Annotated in this window: 21 protein-coding genes; 11 read left to right on the plus strand and 10 right to left on the minus strand. The window is 66.0% G+C overall.

Features of this window, described 5'->3' with window-relative positions; translation table 11 throughout:
- On the plus strand, nucleotides 1-318 hold a 318-nt coding region (locus tag VE759_RS11570), incomplete at its 5' end, for a metalloregulator ArsR/SmtB family transcription factor (RefSeq protein ID WP_324932021.1).
- Complete coding sequence (locus tag VE759_RS11575; RefSeq protein ID WP_324932024.1) at nucleotides 315-752, plus strand: SRPBCC family protein; 438 nt, start codon at nucleotides 315-317, stop codon at nucleotides 750-752. The genes VE759_RS11570 and VE759_RS11575, both read left to right, overlap by 4 nt.
- Before the next feature lie 19 nt (nucleotides 753-771).
- On the opposite strand, the gene VE759_RS11580 is transcribed toward VE759_RS11575, so the two are convergent.
- Nucleotides 772-1,767 carry an alpha/beta fold hydrolase gene (locus VE759_RS11580; RefSeq protein WP_324932027.1) on the minus strand — a complete coding sequence of 332 codons (996 nt, stop codon included), beginning with the start codon at nucleotides 1,765-1,767 and terminating at the stop codon, nucleotides 772-774.
- 93 nt (nucleotides 1,768-1,860) lie between these two features.
- Between VE759_RS11580 and VE759_RS11585 the strand changes: the two genes are divergently transcribed.
- The 4 genes from VE759_RS11585 to VE759_RS11600 all read left to right on the plus strand — a co-directional run bounded on the left by VE759_RS11585 (nucleotide 1,861) and on the right by VE759_RS11600 (nucleotide 7,996).
- Entirely contained in the window at nucleotides 1,861-2,997 is a 1,137-nt protein-coding gene (locus tag VE759_RS11585) for a hypothetical protein (RefSeq protein WP_324932030.1), read from the plus strand.
- A gap of 290 nt (nucleotides 2,998-3,287) precedes the next feature.
- Nucleotides 3,288-3,983 carry a sensor domain-containing protein gene (locus VE759_RS11590; protein WP_324932132.1) on the plus strand — a complete coding sequence of 232 codons (696 nt, stop codon included), beginning with the start codon at nucleotides 3,288-3,290 and terminating at the stop codon, nucleotides 3,981-3,983.
- Between the two features lie 326 nt (nucleotides 3,984-4,309).
- Nucleotides 4,310-4,867, plus strand: a complete 558-nt coding sequence (locus VE759_RS11595) for an HdeD family acid-resistance protein (RefSeq protein ID WP_324932135.1) — start codon at nucleotides 4,310-4,312, stop codon at nucleotides 4,865-4,867.
- 549 nt (nucleotides 4,868-5,416) lie between these two features.
- The gene (locus VE759_RS11600) at nucleotides 5,417-7,996 is read left to right on the plus strand and encodes a hypothetical protein (protein ID WP_324932033.1); all 2,580 of its coding nucleotides are present in this window, start codon (nucleotides 5,417-5,419) and stop codon (nucleotides 7,994-7,996) included.
- Between the two features lie 78 nt (nucleotides 7,997-8,074).
- On the opposite strand, the gene VE759_RS11605 is transcribed toward VE759_RS11600, so the two are convergent.
- Both VE759_RS11605 and VE759_RS11610 read right to left on the minus strand, forming a co-directional pair.
- Nucleotides 8,075-8,239, minus strand: a complete 165-nt coding sequence (locus VE759_RS11605; protein WP_324932036.1) for a hypothetical protein — start codon at nucleotides 8,237-8,239, stop codon at nucleotides 8,075-8,077.
- Nucleotides 8,236-8,511, minus strand: coding sequence for a VOC family protein (locus VE759_RS11610; protein WP_324932039.1), 276 nt, complete (start codon nucleotides 8,509-8,511; stop codon nucleotides 8,236-8,238). The genes VE759_RS11605 and VE759_RS11610 overlap by 4 nt, the downstream gene beginning before the upstream one ends.
- A gap of 185 nt (nucleotides 8,512-8,696) precedes the next feature.
- On the opposite strand from VE759_RS11610, the gene VE759_RS11615 reads away from it, so the two are divergent.
- A complete protein-coding gene (locus VE759_RS11615) occupies nucleotides 8,697-8,825 on the plus strand; it encodes a hypothetical protein (protein WP_324932041.1) in 129 nt (42 codons plus the stop codon).
- A 93-nt stretch (nucleotides 8,826-8,918) separates the two neighbouring features.
- Here VE759_RS11615 and VE759_RS11620 read toward each other — a convergent pair whose 3' ends face one another.
- Together VE759_RS11620 and VE759_RS11625 are read right to left on the minus strand one after the other, a co-directional pair.
- The gene (locus tag VE759_RS11620) at nucleotides 8,919-10,115 is read right to left on the minus strand and encodes an MFS transporter (RefSeq protein WP_324932050.1); all 1,197 of its coding nucleotides are present in this window, start codon (nucleotides 10,113-10,115) and stop codon (nucleotides 8,919-8,921) included.
- 178 nt (nucleotides 10,116-10,293) lie between these two features.
- Nucleotides 10,294-10,671 (minus strand): DUF393 domain-containing protein, encoded by a 378-nt coding sequence (locus tag VE759_RS11625; RefSeq protein WP_324932052.1) that lies wholly within the window; start codon nucleotides 10,669-10,671, stop codon nucleotides 10,294-10,296.
- Nucleotides 10,672-10,721: 50 nt separating this feature from the next.
- On the opposite strand from VE759_RS11625, the gene VE759_RS11630 reads away from it, so the two are divergent.
- Nucleotides 10,722-12,443, plus strand: a complete 1,722-nt coding sequence (locus tag VE759_RS11630; RefSeq protein ID WP_324932056.1) for a CocE/NonD family hydrolase — start codon at nucleotides 10,722-10,724, stop codon at nucleotides 12,441-12,443.
- On the opposite strand, the gene VE759_RS11635 is transcribed toward VE759_RS11630, so the two are convergent.
- On the minus strand, nucleotides 12,430-13,401 hold the full coding sequence (locus VE759_RS11635; RefSeq protein ID WP_324932059.1) for an NADPH:quinone oxidoreductase family protein: 972 nt from the start codon (nucleotides 13,399-13,401) through the stop codon (nucleotides 12,430-12,432). The two genes, VE759_RS11630 and VE759_RS11635, sit on opposite strands and share 14 nt — an antisense overlap.
- A gap of 101 nt (nucleotides 13,402-13,502) precedes the next feature.
- On the opposite strand from VE759_RS11635, the gene VE759_RS11640 reads away from it, so the two are divergent.
- Nucleotides 13,503-13,844, plus strand: a complete 342-nt coding sequence (locus VE759_RS11640; protein ID WP_324932062.1) for an aminopeptidase — start codon at nucleotides 13,503-13,505, stop codon at nucleotides 13,842-13,844.
- On the opposite strand, the gene VE759_RS11645 is transcribed toward VE759_RS11640, so the two are convergent.
- Nucleotides 13,841-14,920 (minus strand): VIT1/CCC1 family protein, encoded by a 1,080-nt coding sequence (locus VE759_RS11645; RefSeq protein ID WP_324932138.1) that lies wholly within the window; start codon nucleotides 14,918-14,920, stop codon nucleotides 13,841-13,843. The two genes, VE759_RS11640 and VE759_RS11645, sit on opposite strands and share 4 nt — an antisense overlap.
- A gap of 254 nt (nucleotides 14,921-15,174) precedes the next feature.
- Here VE759_RS11645 and VE759_RS11650 point away from each other — a divergent pair, with 254 nt between their 5' ends.
- Nucleotides 15,175-16,062 carry an alpha/beta hydrolase gene (locus tag VE759_RS11650; protein ID WP_324932140.1) on the plus strand — a complete coding sequence of 296 codons (888 nt, stop codon included), beginning with the start codon at nucleotides 15,175-15,177 and terminating at the stop codon, nucleotides 16,060-16,062.
- Here VE759_RS11650 and VE759_RS11655 read toward each other — a convergent pair.
- The gene (locus VE759_RS11655; protein WP_324932065.1) at nucleotides 16,059-17,393 is read right to left on the minus strand and encodes a flavin monoamine oxidase family protein; all 1,335 of its coding nucleotides are present in this window, start codon (nucleotides 17,391-17,393) and stop codon (nucleotides 16,059-16,061) included. The two genes, VE759_RS11650 and VE759_RS11655, sit on opposite strands and share 4 nt — an antisense overlap.
- Before the next feature lie 54 nt (nucleotides 17,394-17,447).
- Here VE759_RS11655 and VE759_RS11660 point away from each other — a divergent pair, with 54 nt between their 5' ends.
- Nucleotides 17,448-18,938: an NAD(P)/FAD-dependent oxidoreductase gene (locus tag VE759_RS11660; RefSeq protein ID WP_324932068.1), complete on the plus strand. Its 1,491-nt coding sequence runs from the start codon at nucleotides 17,448-17,450 to the stop codon at nucleotides 18,936-18,938.
- On the opposite strand, the gene VE759_RS11665 is transcribed toward VE759_RS11660, so the two are convergent.
- Both VE759_RS11665 and VE759_RS11670 read right to left on the minus strand, forming a co-directional pair.
- The gene (locus tag VE759_RS11665; RefSeq protein WP_324932143.1) at nucleotides 18,935-20,050 is read right to left on the minus strand and encodes a hypothetical protein; all 1,116 of its coding nucleotides are present in this window, start codon (nucleotides 20,048-20,050) and stop codon (nucleotides 18,935-18,937) included. The genes VE759_RS11660 and VE759_RS11665 overlap by 4 nt on opposite strands.
- Nucleotides 20,050-21,186: a phosphotransferase family protein gene (locus VE759_RS11670; protein WP_324932071.1), complete on the minus strand. Its 1,137-nt coding sequence runs from the start codon at nucleotides 21,184-21,186 to the stop codon at nucleotides 20,050-20,052. Before VE759_RS11670 ends, VE759_RS11665 begins: the two co-directional genes overlap by 1 nt.
- Between the last annotated feature and the right edge of the window lie 9 nt (nucleotides 21,187-21,195).

Genomic DNA, 21,195 nt, shown 5'->3' on the forward strand with positions numbered 1-21,195 from the left:
CTGTTGGATCGGGCCTACGCGGCGCTGGCTGACCCGACCCGCCGCCGGTTGTTGGAGGCACTGCGCGAAGGCGACGCCCGCATCACCGACTTGGCCGCGCCCTTGCCGATGACGTTCGCCGGTGTATCGCGACACGTCGGCGTCTTGGAGTCGGCCGGGCTCGTCCGTCGCGAGGTCCGTGGCCGAGAGCACTGGCTTTCACTGCAGCCGGGCGGGTTGACCATGGCCCAACAGTGGATCAACGAGCAGACAGCGTTCTGGTCTCGCCGTGCAGACGCGTTGTCGGCAAGATTGGCCCGGAAACGGCGTAACCGATGAACGATGCGCCGGTTGCCCGTGTGCGCCGGATCATGCCCGCTCCGCCGGATGTTGTGTTCGATCAGTGGCTCGATCCGGAATCGTTGACGGAGTGGATGTGTCCGCGCCCGGTCCGGTGTGTCGCCGTCACGCTCGACGCCCGCGTCGGTGGAGAATTGCGCTTCGACATCGACGATTCCGGCACCCCGGTTCAAATGACCGGGCGCTTCCTGGAAATCGAGCGCCCGCATCGGTTGCGCTTTACCTGGCGCTTGTCGACCTGGCCCGACCCAACGGTTGACAGTGTCGTCGCCGTCGCCTTCGAGCCGGTCGATTCCGATAAGACGTTGATGGCAATCGAGCATTCCCTGCTGCCGCGTGACGAGGTGGACGAACACCAGACCGGCTGGGCGCAGACTTGTGACCAACTCGCCGCCGTGCTATCCGCGCCGTGACTATGGCCACCGCGCCGGATCACTTCCCGTGGACGCTTTGATCGACGAGGACCGCGCCGTCGGGTCGATCTCCAAGAGTCTGCAGCGCGATGTCCGTACCTTCGGCCGTGAGGCGAACAATCTGCGCCAACTGCGCCGGGGCATCACATTGGAGATAGTGATCGGCGCCCGGCACGATCCAGTAGCGGTTTCGACCGGGCTTGTCCCTGATAAACGCCTGCCACACGTGGTTGGCGACTCGAACCGGCGAAACGTTGTCGTGCAGGCCCCAAACCAGAGTTGTGTTGATTTCGCTCTTGGAAAGTGCTTCAAGCCAGTTCGTTTCGTCTGCAGCGCGCTCGTGCAGATACTGAATCGTATCCGGCAGCACCCGGATTCCGTCGTTGTGGGCGAAGCATTTCGCCAGCGCTGCAATCTCCGGGTCGGCGAGTGTTCGCCGCGGCATGAACGTGCTCGCTCCCAGGCCGGCCGCCAAGGTCTCCGGAGTCGTGGCTGACGCCGTGCTTCGCCCCGTTGCACCGTCCAACAGGGCGGTTTGGAACACGGTGAGGTTCGCGAGCCGAAGGTAGATGTTGGCGTTTGTCAGAATCACGTCAACCGGTGCTGCCAGGGAATTTTCGGTCGCCAACGCCGCCAGTGCGATCATGCCGACGCTGCTGCCGCGATCATGGGTGAGCATGCGGTATTCCGTCAGCTTCCATACCTGGGTGATCGCGTGCACGAGCAGACGTGCGTCGTCGTACAACGAATAGACATACGGCGCGGGCGGCTTGTCAGACAGCCCATAGCCCGGGAAGTCCAACAGAAATATGTCGAACTCGGAGCTCAGTTCACGCGTCAGCGCGAAATAGTCGATGCTCGATGTCGGGAAGCCGTGAACACACACCAGTGCGGGTGCCTCCGGCGTGCCGCAGCGGCGGCTGAATACCGTTACCTCCGCTCCACCGTTCGCGGCAGTCGCCGACCGCCAACGAAATTCTGTCCCGTCGCGCTGCCACTCCGCAAAGATGTCCACCGCGCCAGCCTTCCAGGCGCGATCAAGTCCAGACAACCGCGCCACAGACAGATAGCCGCCAATGTTTGCGGTTACCTCCAGATTCTGTTTCGCTTGAGTGCTCTGATGGTCGGTGCATGGCTGGGCTTCGCTGCGGGGTTGTTCGTCGTGATGGGCACCTTGTCGAGTGTCGTGGGCACCCTTGTGGTGCCGCGCGGTATCAACTCCCGGATCTCGCGGACCGTCGACCGGGCTCTGGACGCCGGATTCCTCCAGTTGTCCAGGCGTGTTCGAACCTTCCAGCGTCGTGACCGCATCCTCGCCTGGCAGTCGCCCCTGTCGTTGTTGGTACGGCTTGCGGTGTGGCTCGGTTTGCTCGTTGCCGGTTTCGCGCTCCTGCTGTTGCCGAGCCTGAACGGTCGGGTAGGACCGGCATTTTCCGCGGCCGGATCGTCGATGTTCACCCTCGGTTACGCCGCCCCGGCCGGTACCGGCAGCACCGCGCTCGAATACTTGGCCGCGTTCACCGGGCTGGTGGTCGTTGGCTTGCAGGTCGGCTACCTCCCTACCCTCTACGCCGCTTTCAACCGGCGTGAAACCGAAGTCAGCCTGCTTGGCTCGCGCGCCGGCGTCCCAGCGTGGGGACCGGAGATTCTGGCGCGGACCCGTTGGGGGATCGATGACGCCGACAGCGGCCCTGTTCTCGAGGAGCTGTTCACCGGATGGGGGCGGTGGGCCGCGGAGGTTGCCGAATCGCACACCACCTACCTGACATTGGCCAGGCTGCGCTCACCGCGGCCGATGTCGCACTGGCTGACCTCGCTGATCGCGGTGATGGATGCGGCCGCCCTGCATCTGGCGCTGTCACCGTCGCGAGAACCCAAGCTCGCCGCGCGGCTGTCGCTTCGGATGGGCTTCGGGGCGCTGGAACAGATAGCAAGAGCCATGCGGCTGCCGGTGCCCGACGAGCCAGACCCGGACCGGCCGATCTCAGTGTCGTTCGACGACTTCCGAGCGGCAACCGCAACGCTGCGCGAACTCGGCTACCCGATCGAAGAGGCTGATGAGCAAGCTTGGCCGCACTTTCGTGGCTGGCGCGCCAACTACGACACGGCCGCGCTGCTGCTCGCCCGGCAACTCGACGCGCCGCCGGCGCTGTGGACAGGAACGCGACGGTGGCCATCGACACCGATCCAACCACGCCGCCCCGCCGCCAAACTGGCCCGAGACGCCCAGCGACGGCGGAGCTAACGGGTAAGCAGCGAAACGGTCGGGATCGGCTTGCCGCTTATTCACCGCGAATGACCTGGAATAGGCAGGAATTGGCGGGTATCACCGGTTTCCGCACCGCGCTCGGCATCGGCCAGCAAACTCTTCGGGCGTTATTCGAGATCACCTACCGCAGTCGGGAATTCAGCGATTTCCTGGCAGTACCCACCCGAGGTCACGGTAGGCTCTTCGCACGCGATTTCTGACCGGCAACGCTGTAGGGGTGTCGTGCCGCGCTGATCGGTTGGGGTTACGGGGATGGGATGGACAAATTGCGCAATGCAACGGCCGCGCTCGCCGTTGTCGGCATCTGCCTTCTCGTCGCCGGCTGCGGCCACGGCAAGGGCCACGGCGCCAAAACGTCGACCACCAGATCGACAGCCACATCGACCACCGCACCTCCACTTGCGAACGCCGCACTGCCTGCGGCACTGCTCGGCCCCGACGACGCCAACGCAGCCATGGGGGCAACCGAAATGGCGGTGACAAAGACGCACGTCGAAATGTCTGACGACAGCGCCACGATGGAGCCCAAGGAGTGCCTGGCCATCGACGGCTCGGCGCAGGCCCAGGTCTATGCCGGCAGCGGTTTCACCGCCGAGCGCGACCAGACACTTCAGGACGGCGACAACTTCACTCATTATGTCCAGCAGGCCGTGGTGTTATTTCCCTCCGCCAAAGAAGCCGACGCGTTCTTCGCCGCCTCCGCCCAGCAGTGGCCGGCCTGCCACCAGTACACCCACACCCAGTCCGGGTCGCTGTGGTCCGTGGCGCCGATATCCAACACGAACGGCGTACTGAGCACCACCGCCACTCAACAGAACGCCAAGGCCCCTGGCTGGGCCTGTGGACGGGCGCTGGCGGCAAGAAACAACGTCATCATCGACGTCAACACATGCAGCGCCAACCCCGCGGACTCGGCCGTCAAAATTGCCAACCAGATCGCCGCCAGACTCCAACCGCAGTAACCCCCGTTCGTCGGCGGTTGTCAATTCAGTGCCGGGGCGCCAGCGGGTGGGCGCTCGGTCGGTTTTGGTCCTGATAGCACGAACGAGACTTGAGTTTTTCGTTGCGACAGGCGCATCCGATAGCAGAGGCAGACAACAAGACTCGGTACTCGAGTGCTTGACCGTGACGGATGACGCTGTTACCGGTGCTTCGCAACCGTGTCCAGTGGTCGCCGCCGCGGACAAGTGCTGACGCCTGGCTACTCAGACGATGAAAGAGGTTTCAAGTGACCTACCGGGAGCACGCAGACACCACCACCGTTGAGCCGTCAAGACTGTTGCCGCACATGTGGAAGGCGGCAATGGCCGCGGGGCTCCTGGCCGTCATCCTCGGCGTACTGATTCTGGCTTGGCCTGGCATATCAATCCTGGTCGCTGCGGTCTTGTTCGGCGTCTACCTGCTTGTGATCGGCGGCGCGCAAGTCTTCTTCGCGTTGACCCTCGACGTATCCGCCGCCAGTCGGATCCTGCTGTTCATCAGCGGCGCCGCGTCGCTGATTCTCGCTGTGCTGGCCTTCCGGCATTTCGGCGATGCCTTCGCCGTTCTACTGCTGGCCATTTGGATCGGTATTGGCTTCATCTTGCGAGGCGTTGCCACCTCGGTCGCGGCCATCAGCGACCGCGCCCTGCCGGGGCGCGGCTGGCAGATCTTCTTCGGGGTCATCAGCCTGCTAGCAGGCATCGTCGTACTGGCCACACCGTTCCCGTCGATCATCATGTTGGCCATCGTCGTGGGGGTCTGGCTGGTGGTCGGCGGGGTCTTCGAAATCGTGTCGGCATTCATAATGCGGCGCGATGGAGCCCGCAAGATCCCGGTGAATGTTCGCGCGCCACAGGCCGCCTAAGGGCCGATGCCTGTCTCAGAATTTGCTGGCGAACCGTCTCTTTAGCAGGCGACGGATACTTTGTGCCGGAGCCGCCCACGGCGCGGCCAGGACGCAGTTATTTGTGCTGTCGTTAATTTGTTGGTATTAGGTTTCCCGGCAAGCCAACGCGCCGAAATTTCATGCTCGCAATTGTGCAGCCTGCTGGCTATTTCCGGAGCCCGGACCGGCGTTGGGGCCGGGCGGTTGCAGCAAGTTCATATATGCCAATAACGTTGTTCGCCAGGCGTTTACCTCGCTGAGCGCGGCACACGTTGTGAGGCAAGTTGAGGTCGCATGACGCCAGTGAGCCACATTTTCGACACCATGTGCGGTCCGAATGTAAGGCACAGCCGAGGTCGCGACCGCCGAAGAGCCGGCCGATCAAGAACAGGTTTTTGTACCGGCTATTGAACCCCGAAATTGGGTTTTTCAATTCTGCTGGGATTGTGGCGATATCGCCCGAATTGGCCGGCCCGGCGATACGCTCGCACCCGTATGTGAGCGAGCAAGCGGAAGGGAGACATATCGATGGCGATGACCGATGTCGGAGTCAGCCAGTGGAACGATCCGGTGAAATATACGCCGTCGATCGTGCAGTTCAACTTCGGACCGTACGGGCAATACATACCCGGCGACGGCCTGGCCTATTGCGGGCCGACATCGATGCTGATGGGGCTGTATTGGCTGTCGAGTAACGGTTTCACGCAGCTGGCGCCGCCAACCTACAACGGACCCGACGATTTGGCGGCGGCCAATCTGGAGAAGGTCATCGCCGGCCTGATGCAGACCTCGGTGACCGGCGGCACCCATTGGCCCGGGGACCCCCACGGTATGCACGAATACCTGGCGGCGTGTGGAGTTTCGGGTCTGTTCAGGTACGAATCCACGTCTCAGCCCAGCCTCGGTTGGCTGCGTGCCCACCTCTTTGCCAACACGGCACTCAACCCGGACGAGATTGTGCTGGCGAACTTTGTGGTGGGCTGGTATCTGCCCCAGGGCCGATGCGATCCACCGTGCGGTTACGATCTGTGCGCCGAGGGCGGCCACTACCTGGTGCCGCTAGCCATCGGTGAGTCGCAGCCAGCAGGCACCATCACCCTCAACAATTCCGCTCCGTACACGCTGGAGAATGTCAGCAACGAGCCGGACTGTAACCCCCAGATCGTGCCCGCCGGCCCGATGCCGTCGGGAGAGACCATCCAGTACCTCACCGGGCCATCGCAGGACTACCTGCAGATCGAAACCGGTGCCGGGTTTCTCGGGCAAGGGTATTCGGCGATTCTCAACAGCGCAGAAGCCTTCATCATTTCGGCCGACGCGCTGCCCTCCAGCGGATGCGAGCCGCAGCTCTGGAGCTTCTCCGCCCAGAAGACCATCAACACCAACGGCGGCATACTCACCGTGCTTGCCCCGCTGGGCGGCACCGGCGGTTTCCGCAAGGTCGGCGCCGGCACCCTCGAGCTCACCAACCACAATGCGTTGACCGGCGATCATGCGGTCATTGGCGGGGTCTTCGCGAGCAGCCAGACCACGGGCTCACCGTTCGGCACCGGCGCGATAGTCCTGTCGGGCGGCGGCGAGTTGTGGTTGGGACCATACGAGCCCGATCCCGGCATCGTGTCTGTCACCATCGGGGGCAGCCTTCAAGGCGGCGACTTGGCCACCATCGTGGTTGACGCTGGCGGAGGCGTGTTACAGCTGATTGACGATGACGACAACTTCGATGTGAACTTCGACGTGCAAATCGCCGCCGTCGAAGAGGTGCCGAGCGTCTCCCGCCAGCCCGGCGGCACGTTGGTCTTGGCGCCCGGCGGCGGACTAGCGAGACTTGGCGACACTCAGAACGTCACCGCGGCAAATCCGCCACCGGTCAACAACGGGATGGTCGATCCGTATCTCGTGGGCCAGGACAACGACACACTTTGCACCGGCGCCTTCTTGAGTTACGCAAACCGTTTCGTGCCCGCGGGCACCAACTCATCTGCCACATTCCAAATCAACGACGCGCAGAGCGACTGGGTCTACCAGGTGGTCAACCCGCAAACCATCGACGAGGGCACCAACGTGGCGGTGGCCGCGCTGCAGGTCGATCTCGAGGGCGAAGTGGCCGGCAGCGGCGGTGCCAGCATCACCGTGCTCGCCCAGAACGACACGAACACCGCTGGAGTAATCCTCAATGGCGGCACGATCAGTGCCGCACTGAATTTCGGTGACGCCGAAGGCGTTATCTACACCAGCAACGCAGCTGGGGTGATCAAGGGTCGCATCCAGGCCGATGCGGGTCTGACCGTTTTCGGTCCGGGAACGCTGTGCTTGACCGCCGACAACAGCCTCAAGGGCACCGTCAACGTCAACTCGGGCATTCTGTTGTGTGACGCCGCCGGGTCAGCTACCGGCAACGCCGAGATCATGGTGAACAGCGGGGCGACGGCCGAGGTGGTCGGCCTCGCCGGCGCGATCACGGTGAATCAATCGGGCACGCTGAACCTCGCTGGCGGCACGGTGCAGGGCGACGTGACAATCGCCGCAATCGGGCAAACGACCGCCCAGCCGGGCGGAATCCTGCAGGGCTACGGCACCATCGCCGGGCAGGCCACCGTGCCGGGTGTGATCCAATCGGCCCGTCAGGCCGGCACCTTGGCGTTCGCACAGCCGGCCACCATTGAAGGCGCCAACTTCTTCTGGCGCCCGCAACAGCTGGTGGACGACAATACCTCCCAGGCCGGCGTCGGCTGGAATGCAATGCAGTTCGACAGCACCGGCAACACGATCGGAAGCTCGACGAATTGTGTCTATTACTTCTTAGACTTCAGCCTGGTTGGCGGCCCACCCGACGACTGCGGGGAATTCTGGCAATTCTGGGGCCAGTCGCACACCTGGACGCTCATCACGCTCACCGCAGACAACAGCGCGGACAACTACATATATTGGGGCGCCGGCAACTTCCTCTACGCCAACGGCCAGTTCACGTGGACCTGGCCCGACAACGGACAGTTCGTCTACCTGAAGTGGGAGCCGTGGGACACCCCGCTTACCCCCGCCGAACTGCAAATCGCCCGTATCCGCGCGCGCCGAGGGCACCGGCACAATGTACCGCCCGTAGGGTAGGAGCCCGAGCCGCTTCCAACACGAGGGCTGCCGCGGTGGGCAGCCACCGTGCCTTGTGCGCGCGGTACCGAGCCCGGGTCAGCCCAGAGCAAATAGTTCGAGCTGAATATCATCGGGGTCGCGGAACACCACCGTCGAGTACACGAAGGGCTCCTTGGGATCCCTGATCCCGGTGTGCGCGACGCCCAGTTCGTCGAGCCATGATGTCCACGCTTCCAGATCCGAGCGCGAGGCCACCTTCAACGACACATGATCCAACCCGGTGCGGAGAACGGCTCTCCCTCGTTGCTGACGTTCGTGTGCAGCCCGAACACCAGTCCGGAGCGCGGCTCGGTCACCAGGACGCCGTAACCGGTGTCCTCACGGTCATAGTGCGGAAACTGGGTGTCGTTGTGATCCGCGCCAAACACCTTCCGATACCAATCCAGGCTGGCGTCAAGGTCGGTGACCGTCAACGACAGATGATGCAGGCCCGTCACTTCGGGCGCCGTCACGCTGGGAGTGCGGGCCTGCATATCTGCTTCCTCCTAAATTTGAGACCGCCCATTTCGCGATCGCGTACATGTACCAGAAGTCCGCCCAATTGATCGGGTGGACAAGGGATATGGAAGGTGAGGCCGGCCTTCTGCCAGACCCGCTCCAGAAGTGGTTCCACAATTTGACCGACGAAGAGCGGGCCGCCCTGCGAGAGTATGAGGACGTGAACATCAATCGTCGAGACGTGGTGCAGGCCGTGCGCAAGGAGCTGGCGTTGTATGTGGCGGTGTGGTCACGGCATAGATATGTGCTGCGAAAGACCATCAGAGTCAAGCGATTTGCTCTGAACTGACCCTGAACTGACTCTGAACTGACTCTGAACTGACATAGCGCCGAAGCGCCATCTCCTCGGCCGCCCATTTATGCCCGGCGTCCCACTGGTTCCTCAGCCCGGGATCGGTTGCGCTGGTAGCTCCGACCGTCGTACGACCAGCACCAACATCAGGCCGGCTCCAAGCCAGGCGAAGGTCGGCACCCAGGGCAAGGACGTGGCCAGCGCGGAATGCTGCACGAAGTGGCCCGCGACCAGCACAATGCGCGCCATCGCCGCCACTGCCATGACCGAGAACATCGCCCCCGTGGCCTTGCCCTCACTGCCGGTGCGGCCGATGGCAAGGGCCGCCGCCACCCCGCTCATCATTATGCAGCCCCATGCGCCGCCGGAAATGAACTGCGCAACGCCGAGCCAAACCACGCCCGTGGCCTGAGCCGCGGCCCAGGTCGACACACCGGCGACCAGCGCTCCCAGCGCCATGACGAATATGCCGCCGAAACGCTCCGTTAGCAACGATGCCGGCAGCATCAGCAGGCTGAACCCGATCCAGAAGATCGGAAGCAGGTGCTCGAGGTCGGTCGGCGGCACGAATTTGAGGAAAAGCCGCTCTGTATTGATGAAGAAATGCACCTGGAACCCAATGGCCAACAACAAAATCGCAGCGAGGAACCGTAACAAGGTGGCAGGCCGGAAACGGCCGGCCACATGTTCCTCGACCGGCGCAGACCGGACGAGATTTTTTTCCGCCCAGACGATCGACAAGGTCACCACCGCAACCGAAACGGCCGATGCGGCAAACAGGATGCGCGGGTCATACGTGGCGATCCAACCGCCTAGAAACGGCGCAAGCGCGCTGGCGATGCCGATGCCGAGCAGGAACAGCGATCCGACCCAGGGCTGCCGATCCGGTGGCGTGTAGCGTCCGAGCAGCACCAGAAGCGGTGCCCGCAATGCCGACGAGGTGATCAACCAAACGATGATCAGTGCCAGGAATGGCGCGGCACCGAATCCCGTCGCATAAGGCAGGAGTAGGTAGGCCAGGGCCGAAAGTGCTGTGACCGCCGCGACGATCTTGCCGAGCCGGCCAACAATCTGCGCGACGCGGTCCGCGGCTACGCCGGTCGCCCAGTCGCACAGCGCAAAGATTGCCTGATCGAGCGCCAGTAGCCACGGAACCACGCGCGGGTCGATCCCCGCGTGCGCGGCAAGCTTGGGCAGGTAAATCACGTAGACGACCCAGCTCAGCGTGAAGCAGAGCTGAATCAAGCCGAAATACAGCCCGACGCCGGTCGAAGCCGCACGCGTCATCGCGGGCATGCGCTGGTTCCGGTGGTTACCAATCCCCGTCCCTCACCCTCGCCCCCAGGGCTGGGGCTCGCGTCCTTCCCGCGGCGAGCCCGCGTTATCGGAGCCAATCTATCGCGAATCCCGATGTCGGCGACCCTGAAGTCACCGCCGAACGCGACGCCCGCGCAGCCGAAAGACGTTAGCAGCCGACAGGATTCGACACGCAATACGGTGTGGTGCCCGGGAAGCGATACCGATGGGTGGCAACCCATTCGTAGACCCGGTCTTGTGCCCACCGCACACCCGGAACGCGGTAGAACAACAGCGGCAGCCTGGTCCCGAGGGCCGCCGACAATGCGGCATTGGCGGCTTCGGCACCGGCGTAGACCCGGCCGGACGAGTCGAGCCAACGCACGGATTCCAACAACCGTGAATCCGGTATGCCCAGGCGCTCCGCCGTGCCTGGCCGCTGCAGCGGCTCGGTGTGCAACTGACCCGTCCGGTCCAGCCGGACCAGGAAGTTGCGGGAACGAGTGCACATTCCGCACTCACCATCAAAGTACAGAGTGCCTTGCATAACCTCATTGTTATTGTTCACCGGCGCGCCGCCAAGGCTAACGTGTCGTGATGACAACCACGCCGCTACGGTCCGCCGCGCTGCCCTCCCCGCGCGGCCGTTTCACCCGGTCGGTGGACCGGGCTCTCAGCCGCGCCCTGGGCTTGCCGCCGGCGACCACGGATTACACCGTGACGCGCGACATTCCGATACCGATGCGCGACGGCGTCGAGCTGCTGGCCGACCACTACGCTCCGGCGACGACCTCGCCCGCGGGCACCTTGCTGATCCGGGGACCATACGGCCGCAGCGGGTTGAGGTCGATCCTGTCCGCCAGGCCATACGCGCAGCGCGGCTACCACGTCGTATTTCAAAGCGCCCGCGGCACTTTCGGCTCCGGAGACGTCTTCACGCCGGGCATGCACGAGGTTGACGACGGCGCCGACACCGTGGCGTGGCTGCGGCGGCAAAACTGGTTCACCGGCCGGTTCGCCACCATGGGCAGCTCGTACCTCGGATTCACGCAGTGGGCCCTGCTGGTCGATCCGCCGCCGGAACTGGCCGCCGCGGTGATCACCGTCGGACCGCACGACCTCAGCGAGGCCGCCTGGGGCAGCGGTGCGTTCTCGCTGAGCGATTTGCTCGGCTGGTGCGACTCGGTGGCCCATCAGGAGGGCGGTGCGGGCCTCAAGCCGCTGCTGATGGCGCTGACGGGCAACCGGCGAGTCCGGCCGGCGCTGAACGCGCTGCCGCTCGGGGCCGCCGGCCGGAAACTGCTCGGCCAGGGTGCGCCCTGGTACGAGTCATGGGTCGAACACCACGACCTGACGGCCGAGTTCTGGCGGCCGACCCAGCTGCGGGCGGCGCTGGACCGGGTGCGGGTTCCCGTGCTGCTGATCAGCGGCTGGCAGGACATGTTCCTGGGTCAGACGCTCGAACAGTACCGCCGCCTGCGCGGTCGAGGCGCCGACGTCGGGCTCACCATCGGGCCGTGGACCCACATGCAGCTGGGAAACCGGGGCGCGCCCATCGTGGCCCGCGAGACGCTGGCCTGGTTTGACAGGCACTTGTCGGACCGCTCGACGCGTCACCGCGGCAAGCCGGTCCGCGGCAAGCCGGTCCGCGGCAAGCCAGTCCGGATCTTCGTCACCGGCGGCGGCGGATGGCGCGATTTGCCCGACTGGCCACCCGCGTCCGAACCCACCACGCTCTACCTGCAGCCGGGGGCTGCCCTTGGCGAGGCCGCGCCGCCCGCCGGAGCAGCGCCGTCACGGTTCACCTACGACCCGGCCGACCCGACGCCGACCGTCGGTGGGCGCTTGCTGTCGCCGGTTGGCGGCTATCGCACCGACAACCGGCTGGCCGCCAGGGCCGACGTGCTCACCTTCACCGGACCCGCACTCAGCGACGACCTTGAGGTCGTCGGCACACCGGCCGTCGAACTCGCGCACCAGAGCGACAACCCGCACGCCGACGTGTTCGTTCGACTCAGCGAGGTCGACCATAGGGGCCGGTCGCGCAATGTCAGTGATGGCTTCATCCGGCTGGGGCCCAATCCCGGCTCGCCGCTTCGCATGACCCTCGACGCCGTCGCGCACCGATTCCGCGCGGGCTCCCGAATCCGATTGCTCGTTGCGGGCGGCTCACACCCTCGCTTCGCCCGAAACCTCGGCACCGGCGAACCACCCGCGACCGGCGACCGGCTCCGCCGCTGCAGCCACGTCATTGCCCACGGCGAGGGCGGGACGTCCAAACTGGTGCTGCCGGTCGTCGGAGCGCTCATCGCACCCTGAGCACGACCTTGCCCTTGGCGGTGCGGTCCTCCAGCGAGGCGATCGCCTCGCCCGCGCGCTCGAGCGGATAGACCACCGGCTCCGGGGCCGGCACCTTGCCGGAGGCCAGCAGTGGTTCGAGGTCGGCCCATTGTTCGGCGAGGTAGCCGGGATGCGTCAAGGTCCAGGCGCCCCAGCCGACGCCGACCACGTCGACGTTGTTCAGCAGCAGGCGGTTGACCTTGACGGTGGGAATCTCGCCGCCGGTGAAGCCGATCACCAACACCCGCCCACCGGGCGCCAGCGACCGCAGCGAATCGGTGAACCGGTCACCGCCGACCGGGTCGACGACGATGTCCACACCGCGTCCGTCGGTCAGCGCCTGCACCGAATCCTTGAATCCGTCGGCCAGCACCACATCGGTGGCACCTGCGGCCTTCGCGGCCTCGATTTTGTCGTCGGTGCTGACCACCGCGATCGTGCGGCCGGCACCGAACGCGGGTGCCAGCCGCAGCGTCGACGTGCCGACGCCGCCGGCCGCGCCGTGCACGAGCACGGTTTCGCCGTCGCGCAGCCGCCCCCGTGTGCGCAGCGCGTGGTGCACGGTGAGGTCGTTGAACAACAGGCCGGCGCCCGCCTCGAACGACACCGCGTCGGGCAGCTTGAACACCCGATCAGGTGCTGCCGCAACGGCTTCGGCCATGCCATCGGTGATCATCGTCAGCGCGGCGACCCGATCGCCTTCGTGCACCGGCGCGCCGGCCGGAGCGCTGCGCACGACGCCCGCGACCTCGCCGCCGAGCACGAACGGCAGCTGCGGCTTGTACTGGTAGAGACCGCGCGACAGCAGCGCGTCGGGAAACGCGACGCCCGCGGCGTGCACATCGATGACCACGGCGCCGTCACCGGCGGGCTCGTCGATCTCGACGACCTCGACCGCCGCGGGACCCTCCAGCCGACTGACTTGAACTGCGCGCATTGCATCACGGTATCGGGGGGTTTACTCGGAGCCGTCCGGTGGGCATGACTATCGGGCGACGGCGGTAGCCGCCGCGAGTCACCGACCCAAAGGAGAAGAGCATGAATCTGCGACGGTTGATCCTGCTGGTGGGCGCGATAGCGCTGATCGCCGGCGTGATCGCCCTGCTCGTGCCGGTGTCGGTGTCCGGCGCCAACGGCCAAAGCATCGGCTGCGGAAATGCGATCGCGTCCGACCTGTCCGCCGCCAAGGCGGCCGACGACCAGACCGGCGCCAACGTCCCGATCCTCAACCAGGTCATTCCGCATTCGAACTATGTGGCGCAGTGCCAGTCGTCGTTGTCGTCGCGGCGGGCCTGGTCGATTCCGCTGGCCGTCATCGGCGTGGTGGTGATCGCAGGTTCGTTCTTCGTCGGGGGGCGAGCGGCCAGACCGGTCGGCTAGCCGGCGGCGGTCCCGAACAACAGGCCCAACAGGTACGTGACCGCGGCGGCTCCATAGCCGATGAGTAGCTGCCGCAGCGCCCGGCGCAGCGGCGGGCCGCCGGACAGCAGCCCGACGATCACCCCGGTGGTCAACAACGCGACGCCCACCAGTGCGGCCGCTACCGCCTGCGCGACCACGCCCCGCAAACCGAACAGGTAGGGCAGCACGGGCACCAGCGCCCCGGAGGCGAAGAAACAAAAGCTTGATACGCCCGCCCGCAGCCCGGTGCCGATGGCCGCATGGGTGTCGGTACCGGCCGCACCGCCCTGGCCGGCGAGCCCCAGCCCGTGGTTGCTCAGCACCTCGGCCGCACGTGCGGTGGCCTCCGGCTCACCGATGCCGCGCGCCCGGTAGACCAACGCGAGCTCGTTGGCGTCAAGGTCCAGTTGCGGCACGGCGGTGCCTGCTTGCGGGTCCGGCGTCGAGGCCTCGAGCAGCTCCCGCTGCGACCGCACCGAGACGTATTCGCCCGCACCCATCGACAGTGCCCCGGCCAGCAGCCCCGCCAGGCCGGTGACCAGCACGGTGTGGTTGGACACGCCCGCTGCCCCGATGCCAAGCACCAGGGCGAGGTTGCTCACCAAGCCGTCGTTGGCGCCGAACACCGCGGCGCGGAACGTGCCCGACAGCCGGTCGCGGCCACGGCTGGCCAGCGCGCGCACCACTTCTCCGTGAATGCGTTCGTCGGCGGCCATGGTTGCGGTGGCGTCGATGTCGGTGTCGTACGGCGAGCGGGTCTCGGCGCGTTGCGCCAGCGCCAGCACGAACACAGACCCGAAGTGGCGGGCCAGAAACCCGAGAATGCGGGTGCGCAGATCGCCACGCCGTGGCGTGCCGACATGCTCGCCGAGCAGGTTCAGCCAGTGCTGTTCGTGCCGTTTTTCCGCTGCGGCCAGCGCGAGAAGTACGGCGCGTTCCTCGCCGGAGCGCCGCTCGGCAAGGTCGCGATAAACGGCCGCCTCGGCGCGCTCATTGGCCAGGTGCCGGCGCCAGCGGCGCAGATCCGCCGGGCGCGGGCGGCCGGATTCCGGCATCGGGGCCATGACATGAGATGTACCCGCGGTGCACGCATTCCGCAGCCACACACCGAAACTGTGCGGCAGATCCTGCAGGACAACTGACGCCGCGCCGCATGTTGTGCACTTTGTCGTGACAATTGGGTGTATGAATAGCTAATAGAGCGGAAATGAGACCTGCAATGATGCAGCCGACGGCAACGCGCCGACGGACCCGCCGAACCGGACGGTCCGTCGCGCGACTTGGGGCCTTGCCCCGCGGCCGCACGCTCATGGTGCGCTCGGTCGACGACACCCGCTTGCACACGCAGGTGTTCGGCCCCGCGGACGGCTATCCGGTCGTGCTGTGTCACGGCATCACCTGTGCGGTGCGGGTCTGGGCGAACCAGATCGCCGACCTGTCCGCCGATCACCGGGTGATCGCGTTCGACCACCGCGGCCACGGGCGCAGCGGCGCGCCGCCTGCCGGGCGATACAGTCTCGACCTGCTGGCCGCCGATTTGAACGCGGTGCTGGACGCGACGCTGAAACCCCACGAACGCGCTGTGATCGCCGGCCATTCGATGGGCGGCGTCGCGATCACGTCGTGGGCCGATCGCTACTCCGACCAAGTTGCACGCCGCGCCGATGCCGTCGCGCTGATCAACACCCTGACCGGCGACCTGCTGCGCGAGGTCAACCTGCTGCAGGTCCCACAGCTGCTGGCCGCGGTGCGAATTGGCGTGGCGCACGGGCTGATTCGAACCTTCGGCTCGCTTCCCGTGCCGATCGGCGCCCGATGGACCAGCAGACAATTGGTCGCAGCCATGGCAGTGGGCGCCGACGCCGACCCCGCCATCGCCAGATTCGTCTACGAGCTGTTCTCGGGCACGTCGCCGGCGGGTCGCGGCGGCTGTGCCCGGATGCTGGCCCGCGCGCTAGGGCGCAACCACCTCAGCCTGACCGCGCTGACCGTGCCCACACTCGTCATCGGCAGCGAGAAGGACAGGCTGACACCGATCAGCCAATCGCGCCGGATTGCCGACGCGGCGCCCAACCTCGTGGCGTTCGTGGAGTTGCCCGGTGGTCACTGCGCGATGCTCGAGCAGGCCGATGCGGTCAACCGGCTGCTGCGTGAACTGGTGCTTTCCGTGACCGTGTCCGGCCGGGCGACGTCCTAACCCGTGAGCAGCGCGGCCACCTCGGCGGCGGCGCGCTTACCCGACCGCACGGCGCCGTCGAGAAAACCGGTCCACTCGTCGGCGGTCTCGGTGCCGGCCCAGTGGATCGCCCCGACGGGTCTTCTCAGCCACGGCCCGTACCTGGTCCACGACCCGGGCGGCACGGCGGCCGTCGGGCCGCCGGCGGCGAACGGCTCTGTGCCCCAGCAGTGGTCGATGTAGTCGATCGGATCATGTGCGGCATCGCCGAAAATGCCCGCAAAGCAAGACAACGCTCGTTCTCGCCGCCGCTGCGGCGGCAACCGGTCGAACACGCGGGCATCGGTGAATCCCAGCAGGATGCCGGGTCCGTCATCGCTCGGGCTGACGTCGAACGTGATGAAGACCGGTCCTTCGTCGGAAAGCGCTTGGCCGGAATGCCCGTCCGCGCGCCAGAACGGCTTGCGGTACGCAGCATAGGCCTTGCTGAGCGACCCCTGTGGCCATTCCCGGTCGAGCCGCCCGTACGCCCCCGGCAACGCGGGGGAGAACGCGATGGCCCCCCGGTGCGCGGGCGCAATCGCGACGATGACGAATGTCGCCTCGATGCTGCCGCCGTCGAACCTGACCGTCACGCCGCCGTTTTCATGTCGGTCGATTCGACGGACCGGCGCGTTCAGCCGCACTCGCGCGCCGAGCTCGGCCGCCATCCGCAATGCGATCTGCTGAGTTCCGCCTCCGAAGCGGTCCTGTTGCGCGCCGCCGTTCGTGTCGAGCATCCGGTCCAGGCCGCCGGCGGCTTTCACGTACCGCACCGCGTGCAGCATCGACACGGCGTCGGGCTCGCAACCCCACGTCACCCGGCTCACGATCGCCATCAGATCCCGCGTGGACGACGAGGCGCGGATCGATTGCAGCCAGTCATCGAGTGACTGGGCGTCGAGCCGTCCAGCGCGTTCGGCCGCCCACGGATTCTGCACCGGGACTCGAGTGCCGAGGCGGGCGAACTGCCAACGCACCCGGGCGATGTCGAGCAGTTCGGGGATCGACAACCTCGGTATCGTGCCGCGATAGGCTCGAACGCGGCCTCGCCACCGGATCAGGTTCCTGCCGTCGTTGAACGTCGGCGTGGTGTCACAGCCGACATCGGCGGCCAGCTTGAGGACTTCGTCCTGGGTGGGGCCGACGAAGGTGCCGCCGAGGTCGACGGGAACACCGGCGATCGTCGCCGTGGCCGAGCGGCCGCCGACCCGGTCGCGGCCTTCCAGCACCGCCACGTCGTGCCCGAGTCGTACCAGGTCGCGAGCCGCGGAAAGGCCCGCGAACCCGGCGCCGACAACGACCACATCCATGGGGTTCAGTCAACACTCTGTTCGGCCACGCCACGCGGGCTTATCGTGATCGGCATGGCCACCGAGGCAGTCGACTATTTCGATGTACTGATCATCGGCGCCGGAATTTCCGGAATCGGCGCCGCACACCGCATACACGAGCGCAACCCGCACCTCAGCTACGCCCTGCTCGAACGCCGTGAGCGCCTCGGCGGCACCTGGGATCTGTTTCGGTACCCGGGCGTGCGGTCAGACAGCGACATCTACACCCTGTGCTTTCCCTGGGAGCCGTGGACCCGGCCGGAGATGATCGCCGACGGCGACCACATCTGGCAGTACCTGGCCGACACCGCGCGCAAGCATCACATCGACGAGCACATCCGGTTGAACACCAACGTACGATCCGCCGATTGGGACTCCGGCACCGACACCTGGACGGTCGTCACCGAACACAACGGCACCGAGAGGGTATTCCGTTGCCGCTTCTTGTTCTTCTGCACCGGCTACTACGACTACGACAACCCGTACACACCAACGTTTTCCGGCATCGAGAATTTCGCCGGCGAGGTGGTTCATCCCCAGCACTGGCCGGAATCATTCGACTACACCGGCAAGCGGATTGCCGTCATCGGCAGCGGCGCGACGGCGGTCAGCCTGATTCCGTCGCTGACCCAAAAGGCCGGCCACGTGACGATGCTGCAGCGCACGCCGTCGTACATGATCCCCACGGTCAAGGTGGAGCCGACGGCCAACGCGCTGCGGAAAGTGCTGCCGCTGCCACTGGCTCATTGGATCGTCAGGTGGCGCAACGCGATCATCGGACAACTCCTGTGGACGCTCGCCCGCACCGCGCCGAACCTCAGCAAGCGTCTCCTTCGGCGCATCGCGCAGCGCAATCTGCCCGCGGACTACGACATCGACACTCACTTCAATCCGCCGTACAACCCGTGGGATCAGCGACTGTGCTTCATCGTCGGGGCCGACCTGTACAAGTCGATCAGTGACGGCGACGTCGACGTCATCACCGACCACGTCGACCACGTGGACGCCACCGGCATCGCGCTCGAGTCGGGGCGCCACATCGACGTCGACGTGATCGTCACCGCGACCGGACTGCAGCTGCAGGCGCTCGGGGGCATCACCGTCAGCGTCGACGGCGAAAAGGTCGACCCACACGACCGGTTCCTGTACCGACGGCACATGCTCGAGGACGTCCCGAACGCGGCCTGGAGCTTCGGCTACATCAACGCATCCTGGACGCTGGGCGCCGACCTTGCGGCGCAGTCTGTGGCAAAGCTGTTGGAGTACATGAATTCACGCGGCTACACGCACGCGTATCCGCATCGGGGCAATGTCGAGATGCCCGAGCAGCCGACGTTCCCCCTGCAATCGGGCTACGTGCTGCGCGGGTTGCATGTGGCTCCGAAATCCGGCACCCGCAGGCCGTGGCTGGTGAGCCACAACTTCCTGCGCGATGCACTCGGACGGCGCTTCCACCCGAGCGAGGAGCAGATGGTGTTCGGCCGCGCCGCATCGGAAGCGCCCGAACAGCGACGACCCGCTTAGGGGGCGACCGACAGCCAATCGGAGAAGCCGGACGGGTCGTGCCGGCCCAGGGCACCGTGCTCGAAAAGCCCCCAGCCCTCGATCGGTTCGCTGTTGCCGTCGCGGCAGAAGGCGCGGCCGACATGATCGACCACGCCGAACATCATTCGGCCGACGACGCTCGGATCGGTCATGTCGTAGGTCCGGCGTTCGGTGAACTTCTCGCCCTTCCACATGCCGTGCAGCCAGTCCGCATCCCCGCCGTACCCGCCGCCGACGTGAATCGGCACCGGCAACAGTGAGTCGATCTCGAACACCACCGGCGCCCCGTCGCGGGCGGTGGCTTCGATGGTCGCGCCGCGGGGTGTGCGGGTGCCCGATCGGTAATGAATGTCGACCTGCGGCCAGCCCAACTGCTCGACCGTGCCGTCGCGCCACACCCGGGTGCAGTCGTTGAGCGACCGGAAGCCGGTGGGCTCTTCCTGGATGATCAGCACGATCGCGAACTCGTCGAACGCCATCGGCACGTACAGCCACCACATCCCCTCGAACGGGGGATGGGCGGGCCGCCCTTCCGGCTCCGGTTCGCCCACGGGACGGATGCCCCACGACCGATCCCGGGTCCCGATCCACCTCGACGGGTCGACCGCGATGTCCTCGCCGTCGATCGAGATGCCGCCGTTCCAGGCGCCGACTTGGGCAAAGCGCTGGGCGTCCAAGGTGATTCGGTTGCCGCGACGCAGCACGTGCGGCTGCTCCCGCACGACGGGAAACAAGCCTTCCCACGTCATGTCGACCGCGATGCCCTCGGTCTCCTCGAGGATCACCCGCAGCTTCTGCAGCGGCTCGATCACCTCGATGCGGTAACCGTTGACATGCTGGTTGAGCCGGTTCTCGTCGATGGCGTCCGACAGATGCACCGCGGTCTGGGTGTCGCCGCGCCGGATCAGAACGAACGCGTCTTTGGTGCCGAGGTTCGGGTAGTAGCCGATCCCGGTGATCACAAAGATGTTCCCGGTGCGGTCGTGGGCGTTCAGGTAGGAGCGGTCATAGAAGTTGCGATCGCTGGAGCCGGGCCAGGCGATCGGCTGCGGAATCTGGTGTACCGGAAACTCGTCGGCCGGTCCAAGCATCATGCATCCTCTCCGATCAGACGCTTCAGCAAAGCGCTGTGGTAGAACAACGATTCGGGGTCGGCGGGTTTCTCGATCTCGCCGAAGTGCACCCGCCGGGCGCCGGTGCGCATGAAGACGATCGCCCACATGACCCCGCAGTAGGCGTAGAACCAGCGTAGATCACCCAGCTCGACACCGGTCAGCTTGCGGTAGGTGGCGCGAACGTCTTCCTCTCGCAACACATTCGTCAATCCCGGTAGGTTTGCCAGCCCGGCGAGCTCCTGAAACACCATGTGCGCGAAGATCAGCCACGCGACATCGAGCTCGCGCGGCCCCAACGCGGTCATCTCCCAGTCCAGGATCGCGACCGGCCGAAAATCCCGATACAACACGTTACCGATCCGGGCGTCGCCCCACAGCAGCACCGGCGGCCGGCCCGACGCCTCGTCGGGCCAGTTTGCTTCCAGCCCGGCCAAAGCGCGCTCCAGCAGCGGCGATGGACCGATATCGGGAACGGCGAAGTCATACCATGACCGCACCCACCGGAAGTGCCGGTGCAGGGCGCTGTCGGCGGTCGAACCGTCGCCGAGGAAAGCAAATTCGGATTCGGCGTTCGGGATGGAATGCAGCTGCGCCAGCACGGCGATCGTGTTGTCCTGCAGCGCGCGCTGGGATTCCGGTGACGCGTCGTAAAACCAGTTGCCGCCGAACGTGTAGGGCATCACGTCGGGCGGGACAACGCCCTCGACGTAGTCCATCAGAAAAAACGGCGCACCGAGCACGGTGCCCGTCGGCTCCATCCACCGCACCCGCGGGACCGGCACTTCGGTCTTGTCGCCGACCAACCGGATCACGTCGAACTGGTGGTCAAGTCGGTACGACGGGAAAACGGGGACGTCTGCACTGGTCGGGGCGACGCGGGCGACCATGCGCCGCTCAACCGGCGCGCCGTCCTCATCCCATCGGGCGGTCAGGATGATGGTTTCCGACGACATGCCGTTGGCGTCCACGCCGCTTTCGACGGTCACCCGAGGCGCGACGCCGCCGGGCAGCACGGTCGACAGCCAGCCGGACAGCACGGCGGGCAGGGCGGCGGTGTCGCGGCTGGAGTGCCGGAGGCGACTCACCTCGTCGAGAATCGGTTCTTTGGCCACTGGCCCATC

Source organism: Mycobacterium sp., from assembly GCF_035640695.1.
Classification (GTDB): Bacteria; Actinomycetota; Actinomycetes; order Mycobacteriales; family Mycobacteriaceae; genus Mycobacterium.